Source organism: Bradyrhizobium sp. CAR08 (genome assembly GCF_052871955.1).
Map to the genome: position 1 here is coordinate 309399 of NZ_JBIXJX010000004.1, position 16388 is coordinate 325786.

Annotated in this window: 11 protein-coding genes and 1 tRNA gene; 1 reads left to right on the top strand and 11 read right to left on the bottom strand. The window is 63.1% G+C overall.

What is annotated here, in order from left to right; translation table 11 throughout:
• Window positions 1-92: 92 nt before the first annotated feature.
• The 10 genes from rpoC to ACIPUD_RS11725 all read right to left on the bottom strand — a co-directional run bounded on the left by rpoC (window position 93) and on the right by ACIPUD_RS11725 (window position 14295).
• On the bottom strand, window positions 93-4289 hold the full coding sequence (rpoC, locus tag ACIPUD_RS11680; protein WP_026233179.1) for a DNA-directed RNA polymerase subunit beta': 4197 nt from the start codon (window positions 4287-4289) through the stop codon (window positions 93-95).
• Between the two features lie 128 nt (window positions 4290-4417).
• Window positions 4418-8533, bottom strand: coding sequence for a DNA-directed RNA polymerase subunit beta (gene rpoB, locus ACIPUD_RS11685; RefSeq protein WP_018456447.1), 4116 nt, complete (start codon window positions 8531-8533; stop codon window positions 4418-4420).
• Window positions 8534-9015: 482 nt separating this feature from the next.
• Complete coding sequence (gene rplL / locus ACIPUD_RS11690) at window positions 9016-9393, bottom strand: 50S ribosomal protein L7/L12 (RefSeq protein ID WP_007602994.1); 378 nt, start codon at window positions 9391-9393, stop codon at window positions 9016-9018.
• A gap of 54 nt (window positions 9394-9447) precedes the next feature.
• Complete coding sequence (gene rplJ, locus ACIPUD_RS11695; RefSeq protein ID WP_026233178.1) at window positions 9448-9966, bottom strand: 50S ribosomal protein L10; 519 nt, start codon at window positions 9964-9966, stop codon at window positions 9448-9450.
• A 577-nt stretch (window positions 9967-10543) separates the two neighbouring features.
• Complete coding sequence (locus ACIPUD_RS11700) at window positions 10544-11491, bottom strand: 2-hydroxyacid dehydrogenase (RefSeq protein ID WP_085351281.1); 948 nt, start codon at window positions 11489-11491, stop codon at window positions 10544-10546.
• A 90-nt stretch (window positions 11492-11581) separates the two neighbouring features.
• Window positions 11582-12274: a 50S ribosomal protein L1 gene (rplA, locus tag ACIPUD_RS11705; protein WP_007602988.1), complete on the bottom strand. Its 693-nt coding sequence runs from the start codon at window positions 12272-12274 to the stop codon at window positions 11582-11584.
• Window positions 12275-12280: 6 nt separating this feature from the next.
• A complete protein-coding gene (gene rplK, locus ACIPUD_RS11710) occupies window positions 12281-12709 on the bottom strand; it encodes a 50S ribosomal protein L11 (RefSeq protein ID WP_018456444.1) in 429 nt (142 codons plus the stop codon).
• 130 nt (window positions 12710-12839) lie between these two features.
• Complete coding sequence (nusG, locus tag ACIPUD_RS11715; protein ID WP_007602985.1) at window positions 12840-13394, bottom strand: transcription termination/antitermination protein NusG; 555 nt, start codon at window positions 13392-13394, stop codon at window positions 12840-12842.
• A complete protein-coding gene (gene secE / locus ACIPUD_RS11720; RefSeq protein WP_007602984.1) occupies window positions 13394-13585 on the bottom strand; it encodes a preprotein translocase subunit SecE in 192 nt (63 codons plus the stop codon). The genes nusG and secE overlap by 1 nt, the downstream gene beginning before the upstream one ends.
• Before the next feature lie 634 nt (window positions 13586-14219).
• Window positions 14220-14295: transfer RNA gene (locus ACIPUD_RS11725), tRNA-Trp, on the bottom strand.
• A 162-nt stretch (window positions 14296-14457) separates the two neighbouring features.
• On the opposite strand from ACIPUD_RS11725, the gene ACIPUD_RS11730 reads away from it, so the two are divergent.
• A complete protein-coding gene (locus ACIPUD_RS11730; RefSeq protein ID WP_377787413.1) occupies window positions 14458-15708 on the top strand; it encodes a serine hydrolase domain-containing protein in 1251 nt (416 codons plus the stop codon).
• A 110-nt stretch (window positions 15709-15818) separates the two neighbouring features.
• Here the strand turns inward: ACIPUD_RS11730 and ACIPUD_RS11735 are convergent.
• Window positions 15819-16388: IS30 family transposase (locus tag ACIPUD_RS11735; protein WP_446480695.1), on the bottom strand; the 570-nt coding region annotated here is incomplete at its 5' end.

A 16388-nucleotide genomic window follows, 5' to 3' on the forward strand; every position in this document is an offset into this window, starting at 1 on the left:
TTGATCCTGCACCGCAACAGGGAAACAAAGCAGCAAAAAGGCCGGCTTTCGCCGGCCTTTTCAGTGTCCTCGGTATTCCTACGGATGAACGATCATTCCGCAGGTGGCAGCGCCATCGGCTCCACTTCCGGCGCCGGCGGCACGACCGCCGCCTGCTTCTCGCGCTCGTCGAGGATCATCTTGTCGCGCTTCACAGCGACTTCGCGGATCTTCGCCATGGAGGCGCCGGTGCCTGCCGGAATCAGCCGGCCGACGATGACGTTCTCCTTGAGGCCTTCGAGCGGATCGACCTTGCCGTTGACCGCCGCTTCCGTGAGGACGCGGGTGGTCTCCTGGAACGAGGCCGCCGAGAAGAAGGAGCGGGTCTGAAGGCTCGCCTTGGTGATGCCGAGCAGAACCGGCGTCCCCGTGGCGATCTTCTTGCCCTCTTCCTTGGCCTTCGCGTTGATCTGGTCGAACTCGATCTTGTCGATCTGCTCGCCCGAGATCATGTCCGTGTCGCCCTGGTCGGTGACTTCCACCTTCTGGAGCATCTGACGGACGATCACCTCGATGTGCTTATCGTTGATGAGCACGCCCTGGAGCCGATAGACCTCCTGGATCTCGTTGACCAGATAGGCCGCGAGTTCCTCGATGCCCTTGACCGCCAAAATGTCGTGCGGCGCCGGATTGCCTTCCACGATGAAGTCGCCCTTTTCGACGACGTCGCCGTCCTGAAGGTGGATGTGCTTGCCCTTCGGGATCAGGTACTCGCGCGCCTCTTCGGTCTTGTCCATCGGCTCGATCGAGATGCGACGCTTGTTCTTGTAGTCGCGCCCAAACCGGATGGTGCCCGCGATTTCGGCGATGATCGCCGCATCCTTCGGACGCCGAGCCTCGAACAGTTCCGCCACCCGCGGCAGACCGCCGGTGATGTCGCGCGTCTTGGCGCTTTCGGTCGAGACACGGGCGAGAATGTCGCCCGCCTGGACCTTGGCGCCGACATCGACCGACAGAATGGCATCGACCGACAGCATGTAGCGGGCATCGCCGCCACGGGCGAGCTTGAGCACCTTGCCGTCCTTGCCCTTGATCACGATGGCGGGACGCAGGTCCCCGCCGCCGCGCATCGAGCGCCAGTCGATGACCACGCGCTTGGCAATACCGGTGGCCTCGTCGAGCGTTTCCGAGATCGACTGTCCCTCGACCAGATCCTCGAAGCCGATAGTACCTTCGACCTCGGTGAGGAGCGGACGGGTGTAGGGATCCCATTCCACGATACGCTGGCCACGCTTGACCATGTCGCCCTCGTCGACGTGCAGGCGCGAACCGTACTGAATACGGTGCGTCGCACGCTCGGTGCCGTCGGCATCGACGATCGCGATCACCATGTTGCGAACCATCGCGACCAGGTGGCCTTCGCTATTGCGGGCGATGGCCTTGTTCCTGATCACGATCTTGCCGTCGAAGTTGGATTCGACGAAAGATTGCTCGTTCAGCTGCGCCGCACCGCCGATGTGGAAGGTGCGCATGGTGAGCTGGGTGCCCGGCTCGCCGATCGACTGGGCCGCGATGACCCCGACCGCTTCGCCGTGGTTGACCGGCGTGCCGCGAGCGAGATCGCGGCCGTAGCACTTGCCGCAGATGCCGTTGACGAGCTCGCAGGTCAGCGCCGAGCGGATCTTCACCTCCTGGACGCCGCCCTGATGGATGGCATCCAGATGGCTCTCTTCCATCAGCGTACCGCGCTTGAAGATCACCTTGCCCGTGCTGTCACGCACGTCTTCGCAGGCCGTGCGTCCGAGGATGCGCGAGCCGAGCGAAGCGACCACGGTGCCGGCATCGACGATGGCGCGCATCTTGATGCCGAGCTTGGTGCCGCAATCGTCCTGCGTGATGATGCAATCCTGCGCGACGTCGACGAGACGACGGGTCAGATAGCCGGAGTTCGCGGTCTTCAACGCGGTGTCCGCGAGGCCCTTGCGGGCGCCGTGGGTCGAGTTGAAGTACTCGAGCACCGAGAGGCCTTCCTTGAAGTTCGAGATGATCGGCGTCTCGATGATCTCGCCCGACGGCTTGGCCATCAGGCCGCGCATGCCGGCGAGCTGGCGCATCTGGGCCGGCGAACCGCGGGCACCGGAGTGAGCCATCATGTAGATCGAGTTGATGTCGGCATCCGCCCCACTCGCCGTCTTCTTGGTCGAGGAGATCTCCTTCATCATCGCCTTGGCGATTTCTTCCGTGGCCTTCGACCAGGCGTCGACGACCTTGTTGTACTTCTCGCCATGGGTAATCAGACCGTCGTTGTACTGCTGCTCGAAATCCTTCGCCAGCGTACGGGTAGCGTCGACGATCTTCCACTTGGAGTGCGGCACGACCATGTCGTCCTTGCCGAACGAGATGCCGGCCTTGAACGCGTTGTAGAAGCCGAGCGCCATGATGCGGTCGCAGAAGATCACCGTCTCCTTCTGGCCGCAGTGGCGGTAGACCTGGTCGATGACGCCGGAGATCTCGCGCTTGGTCATCAGCTTGTTGATGATCTCGTACGGAACGCGCGGGTTCTTCGGCAGCAAATTGCCCAGCATTACGCGGCCGGCGGTGGTCTCGATCCAGCGCCTGGAGATCTTGCCGGTCTCGTCGATGCCTTCCCACCGGTACTTGATCTTGGTGTGGAGGTGGATGACCTTCGCGTGCAGCGCGTGCTCGAGCTCCGCCATCTCGCCGAAGATCTTGCCCTCGCCGGGCAGGCCTTCGCGCATGATGGAGACGTAGTAGAGACCGAGCACGATGTCCTGCGACGGCACGATGATCGGCTGGCCGTTCGCCGGATGCAGGATGTTGTTGGTCGACATCATCAGGACGCGCGCTTCCAGCTGCGCTTCCAGCGACAGCGGAACGTGCACGGCCATCTGGTCGCCGTCGAAGTCGGCGTTGAACGCGGCGCAGACCAGCGGGTGGAGCTGGATCGCCTTGCCCTCGATCAGCACGGGCTCGAACGCCTGGATGCCGAGGCGATGCAGCGTCGGTGCGCGGTTGAGCAGCACGGGATGCTCGCGGATGACCTCGTCCAGGATGTCCCAGACCTCGGGCCGCTCCTTCTCGACCAGCTTCTTGGCCTGCTTCACGGTGGTGGACAGGCCCTTGGCGTCAAGCCGCGAGTAGATGAACGGCTTGAACAGTTCGAGCGCCATCTTCTTCGGCAGACCGCACTGATGCAGGCGCAGCTCGGGACCGACCACGATCACCGAACGGCCCGAATAGTCGACGCGCTTGCCGAGCAGGTTCTGACGGAACCGGCCCTGCTTGCCTTTGAGCATGTCGGCGAGCGACTTCAGCGGACGCTTGTTGGCACCGGTGATGACGCGGCCGCGGCGGCCGTTGTCGAACAGCGCGTCGACGGCCTCCTGAAGCATGCGCTTCTCGTTGCGGATGATGATGTCCGGCGCGCGCAGCTCCATCAGCCGCTTCAGGCGGTTGTTGCGGTTAATGACGCGGCGGTAGAGATCGTTGAGGTCCGAGGTCGCGAAGCGGCCGCCATCCAGCGGCACCAGCGGACGCAGGTCCGGCGGAATCACCGGAACCACCGTCATGATCATCCATTCCGGCTTGTTGCCGGAGTGGCGGAACGCTTCCACGATCTTCAGGCGCTTGGCGAGCTTCTTGTGCTTGATGTCGGAGTCGGTCTCCTGCATCTCCGCACGCAAGGTCAGCTCGAGCTTCTCGAGGTCCATGCCCTTGAGCAGCTCGCGAATCGCTTCCGCGCCGATCATGGCGGTGAAGGAATCCTGGCCGTATTCGTCCTGCGCCTTCAGATACTCGTCTTCCGACAAGAGCTGACGGTCCTTCAGCGCGGTGAGGCCCGGCTCGAGCACCACGTAATATTCGAAGTAGAGGATCCGCTCGAGATCCTTCAACGTCATGTCGAGCAGGAGGCCGATGCGCGAGGGCAGCGACTTCAGGAACCAGATGTGGGCGACGGGGGCCGCGAGCTCGATATGGCCCATGCGCTCGCGCCGGACGCGCGACAGCGTGACCTCGACCGAGCACTTCTCGCAGATGATGCCCTTGTACTTCATGCGCTTGTACTTGCCGCACAAGCACTCGTAGTCCTTGATCGGCCCGAAGATGCGGGCGCAGAACAGGCCGTCGCGCTCGGGCTTGAAGGTACGGTAGTTGATGGTTTCCGGCTTCTTGATCTCGCCGTACGACCAGGACAGAATCTTCTCGGGGCTCGCGATCGAGATCCGGATCTGGTCGAAGACCTGAGCCGGCGTCGTCGGATTAAAGAGATTCATAATTTCTTGGTTCATCGTCTTCTCCTCGCGTGCCGGTCGCCTCCGGCAGCAAATTCGAAAATCACTATGCGGGGCACCCTGCCCTTGCGATTCCAGGACTGGGCGCCGATGCCCGGCCATTCAGGCCGGGCATGAGGGTCGTATTACTCGGCCGCTTCCGCCGTCCCCGGTCCGACCTTGGAATTGTGCAGATCGACGTTGAGGCCGAGCGAGCGCATTTCCTTGACCAGCACGTTGAACGATTCCGGAATACCGGCCTCGAAGGTGTCGTCGCCACGCACGATCGCCTCGTACACCTTGGTACGGCCGGCGACGTCGTCCGACTTCACGGTCAGCATCTCCTGGAGCGTGTACGCCGCGCCGTAAGCCTCGAGCGCCCACACTTCCATTTCGCCGAAGCGCTGGCCGCCGAACTGCGCCTTGCCACCCAGCGGTTGCTGGGTAACGAGCGAGTACGGACCGATCGAACGCGCGTGGATCTTGTCGTCGACGAGATGGTGCAGCTTGAGCATGTAGATGTAGCCCACCGTCACCTTGCGATCGAAGGCATCGCCGGTGCGGCCGTCATAGACGGTCGACTGACCCGAAGCGTCGAGACCGGCAAGCTTCAGCATCTCCTCGATGTCGGCTTCCTTGGCGCCGTCGAACACCGGCGTCGCGATCGGAACGCCGCGGCTCAGATTGTGGCCGAGCTCGATCAATTCGTTGTCGTTGAGCGACTTGATCGTCTCGTCCTCGCCGTAGACCTTCTTCAAGGTTTCCTTCAGCGGCCTGATGTCCTGCTTCGACAAATAGGCATCGACTGTCTGGCCGATACGCTTGCCGAGGCCGGCGCAGGCCCAGCCAAGATGGGTCTCGAGGATCTGTCCGACGTTCATGCGCGAAGGCACGCCGAGCGGATTGAGCACGATGTCGGCATGCGTACCGTCTTCGAGGAACGGCATGTCCTCGATCGGCACGATCTTCGACACCACGCCCTTGTTGCCGTGGCGGCCGGCCATCTTGTCGCCGGGCTGGATCTTGCGCTTCACCGCGACGAAGACCTTGACCATCTTCATCACGCCGGGCGGCAATTCGTCACCGCGCTGAAGCTTTTCGACCTTGTCGAGGAAGCGCTGTTCCAGCCCCTTCTTCGACTCGTCGTACTGCTTCCGCATGGCCTCGATCTCGGCCATCAGCTTGTCGTTCGGCGAAGCGAACAGCCACCACTGCGACTTCGGGTACTCCTCGAGCACCGCACGGGTGATCTTGGTGTCCTTCTTGAAGCCCTTCGGACCGGCGATGCCCTGCCGTCCTTCGAGCAGCTCGGCAAGACGGTTGTAGACGTTGCGGTCCAGGATCGCCTGCTCGTCGTCGCGGTCCTTGGCCAGACGCTCGATCTCTTCCCGCTCGATCGCCAGCGCACGCTCGTCCTTGTCGACGCCGTGCCGGTTGAACACGCGCACTTCGACGATGGTGCCCTGCACGCCCGGAGGAACGCGCAGCGAGGTGTCGCGGACGTCGGAAGCCTTCTCGCCGAAGATGGCGCGCAGGAGCTTTTCTTCCGGCGTCATCGGGCTTTCGCCCTTCGGCGTGATCTTGCCGACCAGGATGTCGCCGGCGCGTACTTCCGCGCCGATGTACACGATGCCGGCTTCGTCGAGGTTCTTCAGCGCTTCTTCCGAGACGTTCGGAATGTCGCGGGTGATTTCCTCGGGTCCGAGCTTGGTGTCGCGGGCCATCACCTCGAATTCTTCGATATGAATTGAGGTAAACACGTCTTCCTTCACGATCCGCTCGGAGAGCAGGATCGAGTCTTCGAAGTTGTAGCCGTTCCACGGCATGAACGCGACGAGCACGTTCCGGCCGAGCGCGAGCTCGCCGAGATCGGTCGACGGACCGTCGGCGATGATGTCGCCCTTCTTGACGATGTCGCCGACCTTCACCAGCGGACGCTGGTTGATGCAGGTCGACTGGTTGGAGCGCTGGTACTTCATCAGCCGGTAGATATCGACGCCCGACTTGGTCGGATCGAGATCTTCCGTGGCGCGGATCACGACGCGGGTGGCGTCGATCTGGTCGATCACGCCCGAACGGCGCGCCGCGATCGCAGCACCCGAGTCACGCGCAACCACGCCTTCCATGCCGGTGCCGACGAACGGCGCTTCGGCGCGAACCAGCGGCACCGCCTGGCGCTGCATGTTCGAGCCCATCAGCGCGCGGTTGGCGTCGTCGTTCTCGAGGAACGGGATCAGCGCGGCCGCGACCGAAACGAGCTGCTTCGGCGACACGTCCATGTAGTCGACCTTGTCCGGGGTCACCGGCAAGACTTCGCCGGCGTGACGGCAGACCACGAGATCTTCGGTGAAGCGGCCCTTCGGATCGAGCGGCACGTTGGCCTGCGCGACCGTATAGCGGCCCTCTTCCATCGCCGAGAGGTACACGACCTCGTCGGTGACGCGGCCGTCCTTGACCTTGCGGTAAGGCGTCTCGACGAAGCCGTACTTGTTCACGCGCGCGAAGGTCGCGAGCGAGTTGATCAGGCCGATGTTCGGACCTTCCGGCGTCTCGATCGGGCAGATGCGGCCGTAATGCGTCGGATGCACGTCGCGGACCTCGAAGCCGGCGCGCTCGCGGGTCAGACCGCCCGGTCCAAGTGCCGACAGGCGGCGCTTGTGGGTGATCTCCGACAGCGGGTTGGTCTGGTCCATGAACTGCGAGAGCTGCGAGGAGCCGAAGAACTCGCGCACGGCGGCGGCCGCCGGCTTGGCGTTGATCAGGTCCTGCGGCATGACCGTGTCGATGTCGACCGAAGACATGCGCTCCTTGATCGCGCGCTCCATGCGGAGCAAGCCGATGCGGTACTGGTTCTCCATGAGCTCGCCGACCGAACGCACACGGCGGTTGCCGAGATGGTCGATGTCGTCGATCTCGCCCTTGCCGTCGCGCAAATCCACCAGCGTCTTGATGACGGAGAGGATGTCTTCCTTGCGTAGCGTGCGCTGGGTGTCGGGCGCATCGAGGTCGAGGCGCATGTTCATCTTGACGCGACCGACCGCCGAGAGGTCGTAGCGCTCGGCGTCGAAGAACAGTGACTGGAACATTGCCTGCGCCGAATCCAGCGTCGGCGGCTCGCCGGGACGCATCACGCGGTAGATGTCGAACAGCGCGTCCTCGCGCGTCATGTTCTTGTCGGCCGCGAGGGTGTTGCGGATGTAGGCGCCGACATTGACGTGGTCGATGTCGAGCAGCGGCAGCTCCTTGTAGCCGTGCTCGTTGAGAACCTTGATCGACTTGTCGGTGATCTCTTCACCGGCTTCCGCGTGGATCTCGCCGGTCTTGGGATTGACGAGGTCCTCGGCGATGTAGTTGCCGACGAGCTCAGCATCCGAGAGGCGCAGCGCCTTCAGCCCCTTCTCCTGCATCTGACGCGCACCGCGCACGGTGAGCTTCTTGCCGGCTTCGAGCACGACCTTGCCGGTATCGGCATCGATCAGGTCGTTAATGGTCGAGTAGCCGCGGAAACGATTGGCGTCGAACGGAACGCGCCAGCCTTCCTTGATCCGCTTGTACTGGATCTTCTTGTAGAAGGTGCTGAGGATCGCCTCGCCGTCGAGACCAAGCGCGAACATCAGCGACGTCACCGGAAGCTTGCGGCGACGGTCGATACGCGCATAGACGATGTCCTTGGCGTCGAACTCGATGTCGAGCCAGGAGCCGCGATACGGGATCACGCGAGCGGCGAACAGCAGCTTGCCCGACGAATGGGTCTTGCCCTTGTCGTGGTCGAAGAACACGCCCGGCGAACGGTGCATCTGCGAGACGATGACGCGCTCGGTGCCGTTGACGATGAAGGTGCCGTTCATCGTCATGAGCGGGATGTCGCCCATGTAGACGTCCTGCTCCTTGATGTCCTTGACGGACTTCGCGCCGGTTTCCTCGTCGATATCGAACACGATGAGGCGTAGCGTCACCTTGAGGGGGGCCGCGAAGGTCATGCCGCGCTGGCGGCACTCGTCGACGTCGTATTTCGGCGGCTCGAACTCGTAGCGGACGAATTCCAGCATCGAGGTGCCCGAGAAGTCGGAGATCGGGAACACCGAGCGGAACACCGCCTGCAAGCCCTCGTCCGATCGACCGCCCTGGGGCTCGTCGACCATCAGGAACTGGTCATAGGACGCCTTCTGAACCTCGATGAGGTTCGGCATCTCGGCCACTTCCTTGATGTGTCCGAAGAACTTGCGAACGCGTTTGCGACCGGTGAATGTCTGCTGCGCCATCGTGGCCTCTCATTTTCGTCGCCCGATTTGGGCGCGCCCTCCGGAACGCGGCGACCGCCGCTCCCCGGGTTGAATTTTTCGAACCCGTCTTGGGGGCCGGAGACTCAGTTTCAGGCAGGAATGTCCTGAATCTGTTCTTCAGACCTTCAAAACGCAAAACGACGCGCGGGGCGCAGGAGCGCGCCCGCCCGTCACAACCAACCTCTTCACGGACTGCAAAAGCCCGAAATAGCTTGCTCTCCCAACGGCTTACAGGGAATGCGGCATCCCTGCCCACCGCGCTTTCGTGCTGCCGACCCGATATGGGGCGACATTAGTGCAGATTCGAGGGACAAACCCTCAAATCCCCACACTTTTTCGTGTTCGGCCTGCGTCGGGTCGTTCCGTCGCACGCCTTTTGCATCCGGCCCGCCCTTTCGGAGAGCGGACCGAGACCCCGGTTGCGATGATGCTGACCGGGATCTCGTGCCAGTAAGCGCTGCTTACTTGAGCTCGACCTTCGCGCCAGCCTTCTCGAGCTGGGCCTTGAGCTTCTCGGCTTCGTCCTTGTTCACGCCTTCCTTGACAGGCTTCGGCGCGCCCTCGACGAGGTCCTTTGCTTCCTTCAGGCCCAGGCCGGTGATGGCGCGGACTTCCTTGATGACCTCGATCTTCTTGTCGCCGGCGGCGGCAAGAACGACCGTGAACTCGGTCTTCTCTTCGGCCGGAGCGGCGGCAGCGCCACCACCAGCCGGGCCGGCCACGGCGACAGCCGCGGCAGCCGAAACGCCCCACTTCTCTTCGAGGAGCTTCGCGAGTTCGGCAGCTTCGAGCACGGTGAGGCTCGAGAGGTCGTCAACGATCTTCTGCAGGTCAGCCATTGTTCAGTTTCCTTGAATGTAAGTCTGGTTCGGGTTTGAGTTTTGCGAAGGGCGTCAGGCCGCTTCGCTCTTTGAGGCATAAGCCTGAATGACACGCGCGAGCTTGCCCGCGGGCGCGTTGGCGAGCTGAGCGATCTTGGTCGCCGGGGCCACAAGCAGGCCGACGATCTTGGCGCGCAGTTCGTCAAGCGACGGCAGCGAGGCAAGTGCCTTCACGCCGTCGACATTCAGGACGGTCGTTCCCATCGAGCCGCCAATGATGACGAACTTTTCGTTCGCCTTGGCGAATTCGACGGCGACCTTTGGCGCCGCTACCGGATCGTCCGAAGTGGCGATCACGGTCGGTCCCTTCAGCATGGGGCCGATGGCAACGACGTCAGTGCCTTCAAGAGCAATTTTGGCGAGACGGTTCTTCGAGACCTTCACCGAGGCGCCAGCCTGCTTCATCTGCGAGCGCAGCTTCTGCATCTGGGCAACGGTCAGGCCGGAATATTGGGCAACGACCGCGACGCTCGTGGTCTTGAAGACCCCATTGAGCTGTTCGACCGCTTCCTTTTTTGCCGCTCGTTCCACAGCAAGCTCTTTCCGGTTGGCGGTCATCGCGAAAGCGGGACCGCCGGGTTGCACCCATCGTCCCGCCCAAACCTGAACCTCAGGGCCAAACCCATCGGACACGCCGGGCAAGACGACAATTCAAAGCCTGCCCTCCGAGAGCCCATTAGAGCCCACGGCGTGTCGAGGTCCGAACCAAACCCATTCCGCAACCGACCCTAAGGTGGCCACGAAGTGAAATCCGGTCTTCACCCGTCTATGCAGGCCATGCGATTAAGCCGTTGAGAAATCGGAATTCCCCGCGGGCGCCTGCAGTCTTGGACAGGACAAGGTCAGCCGGCGAACCGCCCGACCTCTGCCCGCACCCCACACCCGACGGTTTTCCCTCCCTTTCCAGCAAATCCTCACGGACGCCCTGAAAAGGAATGATCTCCATCGCTTGTTTTCGGAATGCGTGCACGAACGCGCCAGCCGAGGCCGGCACGTCCGGAAGCGGTTCTTTAACCGCTCGGGGCCTGCTTGCCAAGAGCAAAATTCACACCAGTTCCAATCCGTTGCCGCTCGCGCTTAACCATGGCCGAAAAGGGCCGGTTTCCGCTCATTTGACCGCGTAAGGCAACTTCTTGCCCTCGAAAAACGCGGTCAGGTTCGCCAGCACGCAGTTCTGCATGGCGACGTGCGATTCCAGGGTGTGGCCGCCAATATGGGGGGAGAACACGACGTTGGGCAGTGCCGTCAGCGCGTCAGGAGCGTGCGGTTCCTTGTCATAGACATCGAGACCGGCTCCGGCGATGGTCTTCTCGGTAAGCGCCAGCACCAGGGCTTTCTCATCGATCACCGAGCCGCGGGAGATGTTGACGACATAGCCGTCCGCCCCGAGGCGCCTGAGGATATCGGCGCTGACGGCATGCTGGGTCTCGGCTCCTGCCCGGACCGCGATCATCAGCACGCTGCACCAGTCGGCCAGCGCCTCCAAGGTCGGGAAATATTGATAGGGCAGATCGTACCTGCTGCGGCTGAAATAGCCGATCTCGCTCTCGAAGGACGCGCAGCGCGCTGCGATCTTGCGGCCGATCTCGCCCATGCCGTAGACGCCGATGCGGCGGCCCGGCATCCCGGCCTGCGGGCGCATCATCGGCGAGGGCTTTGACGCGGCCCAATCGCCGCTTCGGACGTACTGGTCGGCCACCAGGATTCGCCGCGTCGCCGCGAGCATCAGGGTCATCGCGATGTCGGCGACGGAGGCCGCATTGGCACCCGGGCTATGTCCGACCGCAATATTGCGGGCAGCAGCGGCCTTCAGGTCAACACCGTCATAGCCGGTGCCGTAGCAGACGATGGCACCGAGCTTGGGAAACAGGTCCATCGCCTCCGCGCCCAGCGGCGTGCCGCCGGCGGTGAGCACTGCACGGATATCGCCGAGCGCGTCGGCCGAAAACATCTCCCGCGCCGGCTTGCCGCCGGTGTCGAGCAGCTCGAACCGCTCGGCGAAGCGCGCCATCATCGTCTTGGGAAAGCGCGAGTAGATCAGGACCTTGTCAGTCATTGTTCTTGTTTCCGGTGAACGCCGTCACAAACGACGAGGGGCGGAATCGGTTGCCCAATTCCGCCCCTCGCCTCATGTCATTTGCAAACCTTAGCCGAGAATGGTGCCCGGCTCGACCTTCACGCCGGGGCCCATCGACGAGGACACCGCAACGCGCTGGATGTAGGTGCCCTTGGAACCGGCCGGCTTGGCCTTGGACACAGCGTCAGCCAAGGCCTTGATGTTCTCGACCAGTTTTTCCTCGGTGAACGAGGCCTTGCCGACGCCCGCCTGCAAGATGCCGGCCTTCTCGACGCGGAACTCGACCGAGCCGCCCTTGGCGCCCTTCACGGCGCCGGTGACGTCCATGGTCACGGTGCCGATCTTCGGGTTCGGCATCAGGCCGCGCGGGCCGAGCACCTTACCAAGGCGGCCGACCAGCGGCATCATGTCGGGGGTTGCGATACAGCGGTCGAAATCGATCGTGCCGTTCTGCACCTTCTCGACCAGGTCCTCGGCGCCGACGACGTCGGCTCCGGCAGCCTTGGCCTCGTCGGCCTTGGCGCCGCGGGCGAACACGCCGACGCGGAGCGTACGGCCGGTGCCGTTCGGCAGGGTCACAACGCCGCGGACCATCTGGTCGGCGTGACGCGGATCGACGCCGAGATTGATCGCGACCTCGATGGTCTCGTCGAACTTCGCTTTCGCGCGTTCCTTGACCATCTTGATGGCGTCTGCGAGCGGGTAAAGCTTTTCGCGATCAATACCTTCGCGGGCTTTGTTCAAACGTTTTCCGATTGCCATGACCGCTTACCCTGCCACTTCCAGACCCATCGAGCGGGCAGAGCCCTCGACCATCTTCATGGCCGCTTCGATGGAATCGCAATTGAGATCCTTCATCTTCTTCTCGGCGATCTCGCGCACCTGCGCTTTGGTCACCGCACCCGCCTTGTCACGGCCCGGCGCCTTGGAGCCGGACTGGATCTTGGCAGCCTGCTTGAGGAAGAAGGACATCGGCGGCGTCTTCATCTCGAACGTGAAGGAACGATCGGCGTAGATCGTAATCACGACGGGAATCGGGGTGTTTTTCTCTTCCTTCTGGGTCTGGGCGTTGAACGCCTTGCAGAACTCCATGATGTTGAGACCGCGCTGACCGAGCGCGGGACCGATCGGGGGCGAAGGATTCGCCGCACCGGCCGGGACCTGAAGCTTCAGGTATCCGGTCACTTTCTTTGCCATGTATCACTCCTGTTGGGCCGGCCTGGGCCGGCGGTTTCAGGTTCGTGGTCTGGGTCGGATGCGGCTGGCAACCGCCCTCTCCCTCCCACGGCCTCTTGTTGCGCGAGACCGAAGCCTCACGCCTACCCGATCAGACCTTCTCGACCTGACCGAATTCCAGTTCGACCGGCGTGGCGCGGCCGAAGATCGACACCGCGACCTTCACGCGCGAGCGCGCCTCGTCGATTTCCTCGACCACACCCGAGAACGAGGCAAACGGGCCATCGGCCACGCGCACGTTCTCGCCGATCTCGAACGACACCGACGCCTTCGGCCGTTCCACGCCCTCCTGCACCTGGTGCAGAATGCGCATGGCCTCGGCTTCCGAGATCGGCATCGGCTTGTTTTCCGCGCCGAGGAAGCCGGTCACCTTCGGCGTGTTCTTGATCAGATGAAACGCCTCGTCGGTCAGCTTCATCTTCACCAGCACGTAGCCCGGGAAGAACTTGCGCTCGGCGTCGATCTTGCGGCCGCGGCGCACTTCCGTGACCTTCTCGGTCGGGACCAGCACCAGCTCGAACAACTCCTCAAGCCCGCGCTGCTTGGCCTGCTCGCGGATCGATTCGGCGACCTTCTTCTCGAAGTTCGAATAGGCGTGGACGATGTACCAGCGCTTGTCAGACAATTGAGCCGTTGCTGTTGCCATCAGTGAATGCCCAGAAGGAAGGTGATGAGGACGCGGATGATCTGGTCGGCGGCGAAGAAGAAGATCGAGGCCACGGCGACCATGACGAACACCATGATGGTGGTGATCGTGGTCTCGCGGCGGGTCGGCCAGGTGACCTTGGCGGTCTCCGAGCGGACTTCCTGCAAGAACTTGAACGGGCTGACTGCCATCGTTTGATGTCCAACGTCCGTCGACAGACGCGAATGAATTTCAGGGATCCGAACAGCCGCCGTTGGCCCAGCCCTCTGTCGAAGGATGAGCCGGAAATCGGGCTCGATTGTTCGGGGATTTCAAAGCCGCGCCGGAGATCCGCGTCTAACGGGCCGGCTGCGAGTGCGCGGTATCTACTGCGGATGGGACCAAAGGTCAAGATAGAGAGGGCCGGCGTGGGCAAAACGGCCTCCACGGGCGACGGACCAGAGATCAGGCCGATCAAGGGTTTATCTGCCGCCTGCAATGCGCCGTCCCAAGGTCGCAGCCCAACGCGTTCGAGCTGGGCGCGCTGACCATCGAATTGCCCCCGCCTTTGCCGAGCAGGAGGCAGAGGTCGTTCTCCATCAGCAAGGACAACCCACTGAATTGTCGCGCGGCAAGAGTTGGGCGTTTCGGCGTCAGGCCGAGGCATTCGTCGCCGATATCGTGGAGCAGAGGACGCCGTGGCTTCCGGCGCAGATTCCGTGGCCGAGATCGCCCTTGCAGAGGCGATCTGGAAACGGCAGGTCAGCGGCTAGGATTCACGCCGTCCGGCAGCAATATCCGGCCGATGGCTGATCGCCCACGTTCTAGCTAAGTGTTTGATTTCGCTGGCAGGAGTGGCAGGGCTCGAACCTGCGACCCCCGGTTTTGGAGACCGGTGCTCTACCAATTGAGCTACACTCCTACGGACCCTGCGTTGCCGCCCGGATCAGGCCGCTTTGAAGCACAGGGGGCGGCCGGATTGCAAGACCGGATTGCAAGGGTGAAGCGCGCTGGCTTCGCTTGTTTGTGCCGCGCCTTCTGGGCCACAGTCCGCTCCGAACAATAATAAGCACCGGGAGTGCCCATGACTGCCCAAGCGTCTACTGCCCAAGCGTCCGCGACAGCCGCCCCTTGGCCCTCGATCGCACCGAAGACTCCGCCTCTGCCGGAATCCCGCCCCGAGACGCTCGGGCTGTCGCGCCCTCGCCTCCAGGCCATGTCGGACGCCTTCAAGCGCGAGATCGACAAGGGAACCATTCCGGGCGTCACCGTGCTGGCGGCACGGCACGGCCAGGTCGGCTGGTTCGAGGCGCTCGGCAGGCAGAGCCCGACGGGCGCGGCGCCGATGGCGCAAGATTCGATCTTTCGCATCTTCTCGATGACCAAGCCGATCGTGTCGGTCGGCATCATGACGCTGGTCGAAGATGGGCACCTGATTCTTGCCGACCCCATCGCGAAATTCATCCCGGAGTTCGCCGACCAGAAGGTCGGCGTGGTCAGCGGCGGCAAGCTGGAACTGGTTCCGCCGAAGCGCCCTATGACGGTGCAGGACCTGCTCCGCCACACCTCCGGCCTGACCTACGAGCACCAGGGCGACGGCCCCGTGCACAAGATCTATCAGGACTCGCGGGTGCGTAGCCGCAAGATCACCAATGCCGAGCACGCCGCCCTGGTGGCGAGCTTCCCGCTGGTCTGCCATCCCGGCGACGAGTTCAACTACAGTCGCTCGACCGACATCCTCGGGCGCATTATCGAGGTCGTCAGCGGCAAGTCGCTCGGCACGTACCTCACCGAGCGCATTCTCGCGCCGTTGCAGATGGCCGAGACCGGTTTCTCGACAGCGGAGGCCAATGCCAACAGGCTCGCCGAACCGTTCGCGGCCGATCCCTGGACCGGCGACAAGGTCGCGCTGTTCAACATGCTCGAGCAGCCAATCATGGAGTCCGGCGGCGGCGGCCTCGTCTCCACCACCATGGACTATGCTCGCTTCGCGCTGATGCTGCGCAATGGCGGCACGCTCGACGGCAACAGGATCATCGGCCGCAAGACGCTGGAGCTGATGGCCTCCGATCATCTCGGCCCGAATGTGCAGACCAATGGCACGCTGCTGTCGCCTGGCCATGGTTTCGGCCTCGGCTTCGCGGTGCGGCGCGAAGCCGGCATCGCGCCCTTCCCCGGCAGCGTTGGCCAGTTTTTCTGGAGCGGCATTGCGGGGACGTTCTTCTGGATCGATCCGAAGGAGGATCTGTTCGTCGTATTCATGAGCCAGGGCCCGGGACAGCGCGATTTTACGCGGACGCTGGTGCGGGATCTGGTGTACGCGGCGGTGGATTGAAGCGGCGCCGCTATGCGCGGCGCTGCATCACATTTTCGCTGTCATGCCCCGGCTTGACCGGGGCATCCAGGGGGGATTCAAACGGTCGTCGCAACACCAGTTACTTTCACTCATAACAGAAGATCGTCAAGCGCCTCTGCCGGCGTTTTCCAGCCTAGTGTCTTCCGCGGTCGGGCATTGAGGGCCGCTGCCACAGCGGATATCTCCTCGGCGCTGTGGATGCTCAGGTCCGTGCCTTTCGGGAAGTACTGCCGCAGCAGCCCGTTGGTGTTCTCGTTAGTGCCGCGCTGCCATGGGCTTTGCGGGTCGCAGAAGTAGACCTGGATACCCGCATCGATCTTGAGACGATCGTGCTTAGCCATTTCGGCTCCCTGATCCCAGGTTAGCGAACGGCGCAGCTCTTCGGGCAAAGTGATGATGGTGCGCGTGATCGCGTCGCGCACGGCTTCGGCCCCATGTCCCGCAAGGGCTGGCCCGTTCTTCGCGCGCGGAGCTTCGCCATGCCCCGCCAACCGTGGAAGGTGCAAGAGCATCGTAAAGCGCGTCGTGCGCTCGACCAGCGTGCCGATGGCCGAGCTGCCAAGACCGAGGATAAGGTCCCCCTCCCAATGTCCCGGCACTGCTCGATCGGCAGCTTCAGCAGGGCGCTCACTGATCATGATCTCCGGCGAGACAAAGCC

What these genes read in the sequence shown, in the direction of transcription:
- rplA (WP_007602988.1), bottom strand. Translation starts at nt 12,274, where the DNA reads ATGGCAATCGGAAAACGTTTGAACAAAGCCCGCGAAGGTATTGATCGC.
- ACIPUD_RS11700 (WP_085351281.1), bottom strand. Translation starts at nt 11,491, where the DNA reads ATGACTGACAAGGTCCTGATCTACTCGCGCTTTCCCAAGACGATGATG.
- secE (WP_007602984.1), bottom strand. Translation starts at nt 13,585, where the DNA reads ATGGCAGTCAGCCCGTTCAAGTTCTTGCAGGAAGTCCGCTCGGAGACC.
- rpoB (WP_018456447.1), bottom strand. Translation starts at nt 8,533, where the DNA reads ATGGCGCAGCAGACATTCACCGGTCGCAAACGCGTTCGCAAGTTCTTC.
- rplK (WP_018456444.1), bottom strand. Translation starts at nt 12,709, where the DNA reads ATGGCAAAGAAAGTGACCGGATACCTGAAGCTTCAGGTCCCGGCCGGT.
- ACIPUD_RS11730 (WP_377787413.1), top strand. Translation starts at nt 14,458, where the DNA reads ATGACTGCCCAAGCGTCTACTGCCCAAGCGTCCGCGACAGCCGCCCCT.
- rpoC (WP_026233179.1), bottom strand. Translation starts at nt 4,289, where the DNA reads ATGAACCAAGAAATTATGAATCTCTTTAATCCGACGACGCCGGCTCAG.
- nusG (WP_007602985.1), bottom strand. Translation starts at nt 13,394, where the DNA reads ATGGCAACAGCAACGGCTCAATTGTCTGACAAGCGCTGGTACATCGTC.
- rplL (WP_007602994.1), bottom strand. Translation starts at nt 9,393, where the DNA reads ATGGCTGACCTGCAGAAGATCGTTGACGACCTCTCGAGCCTCACCGTG.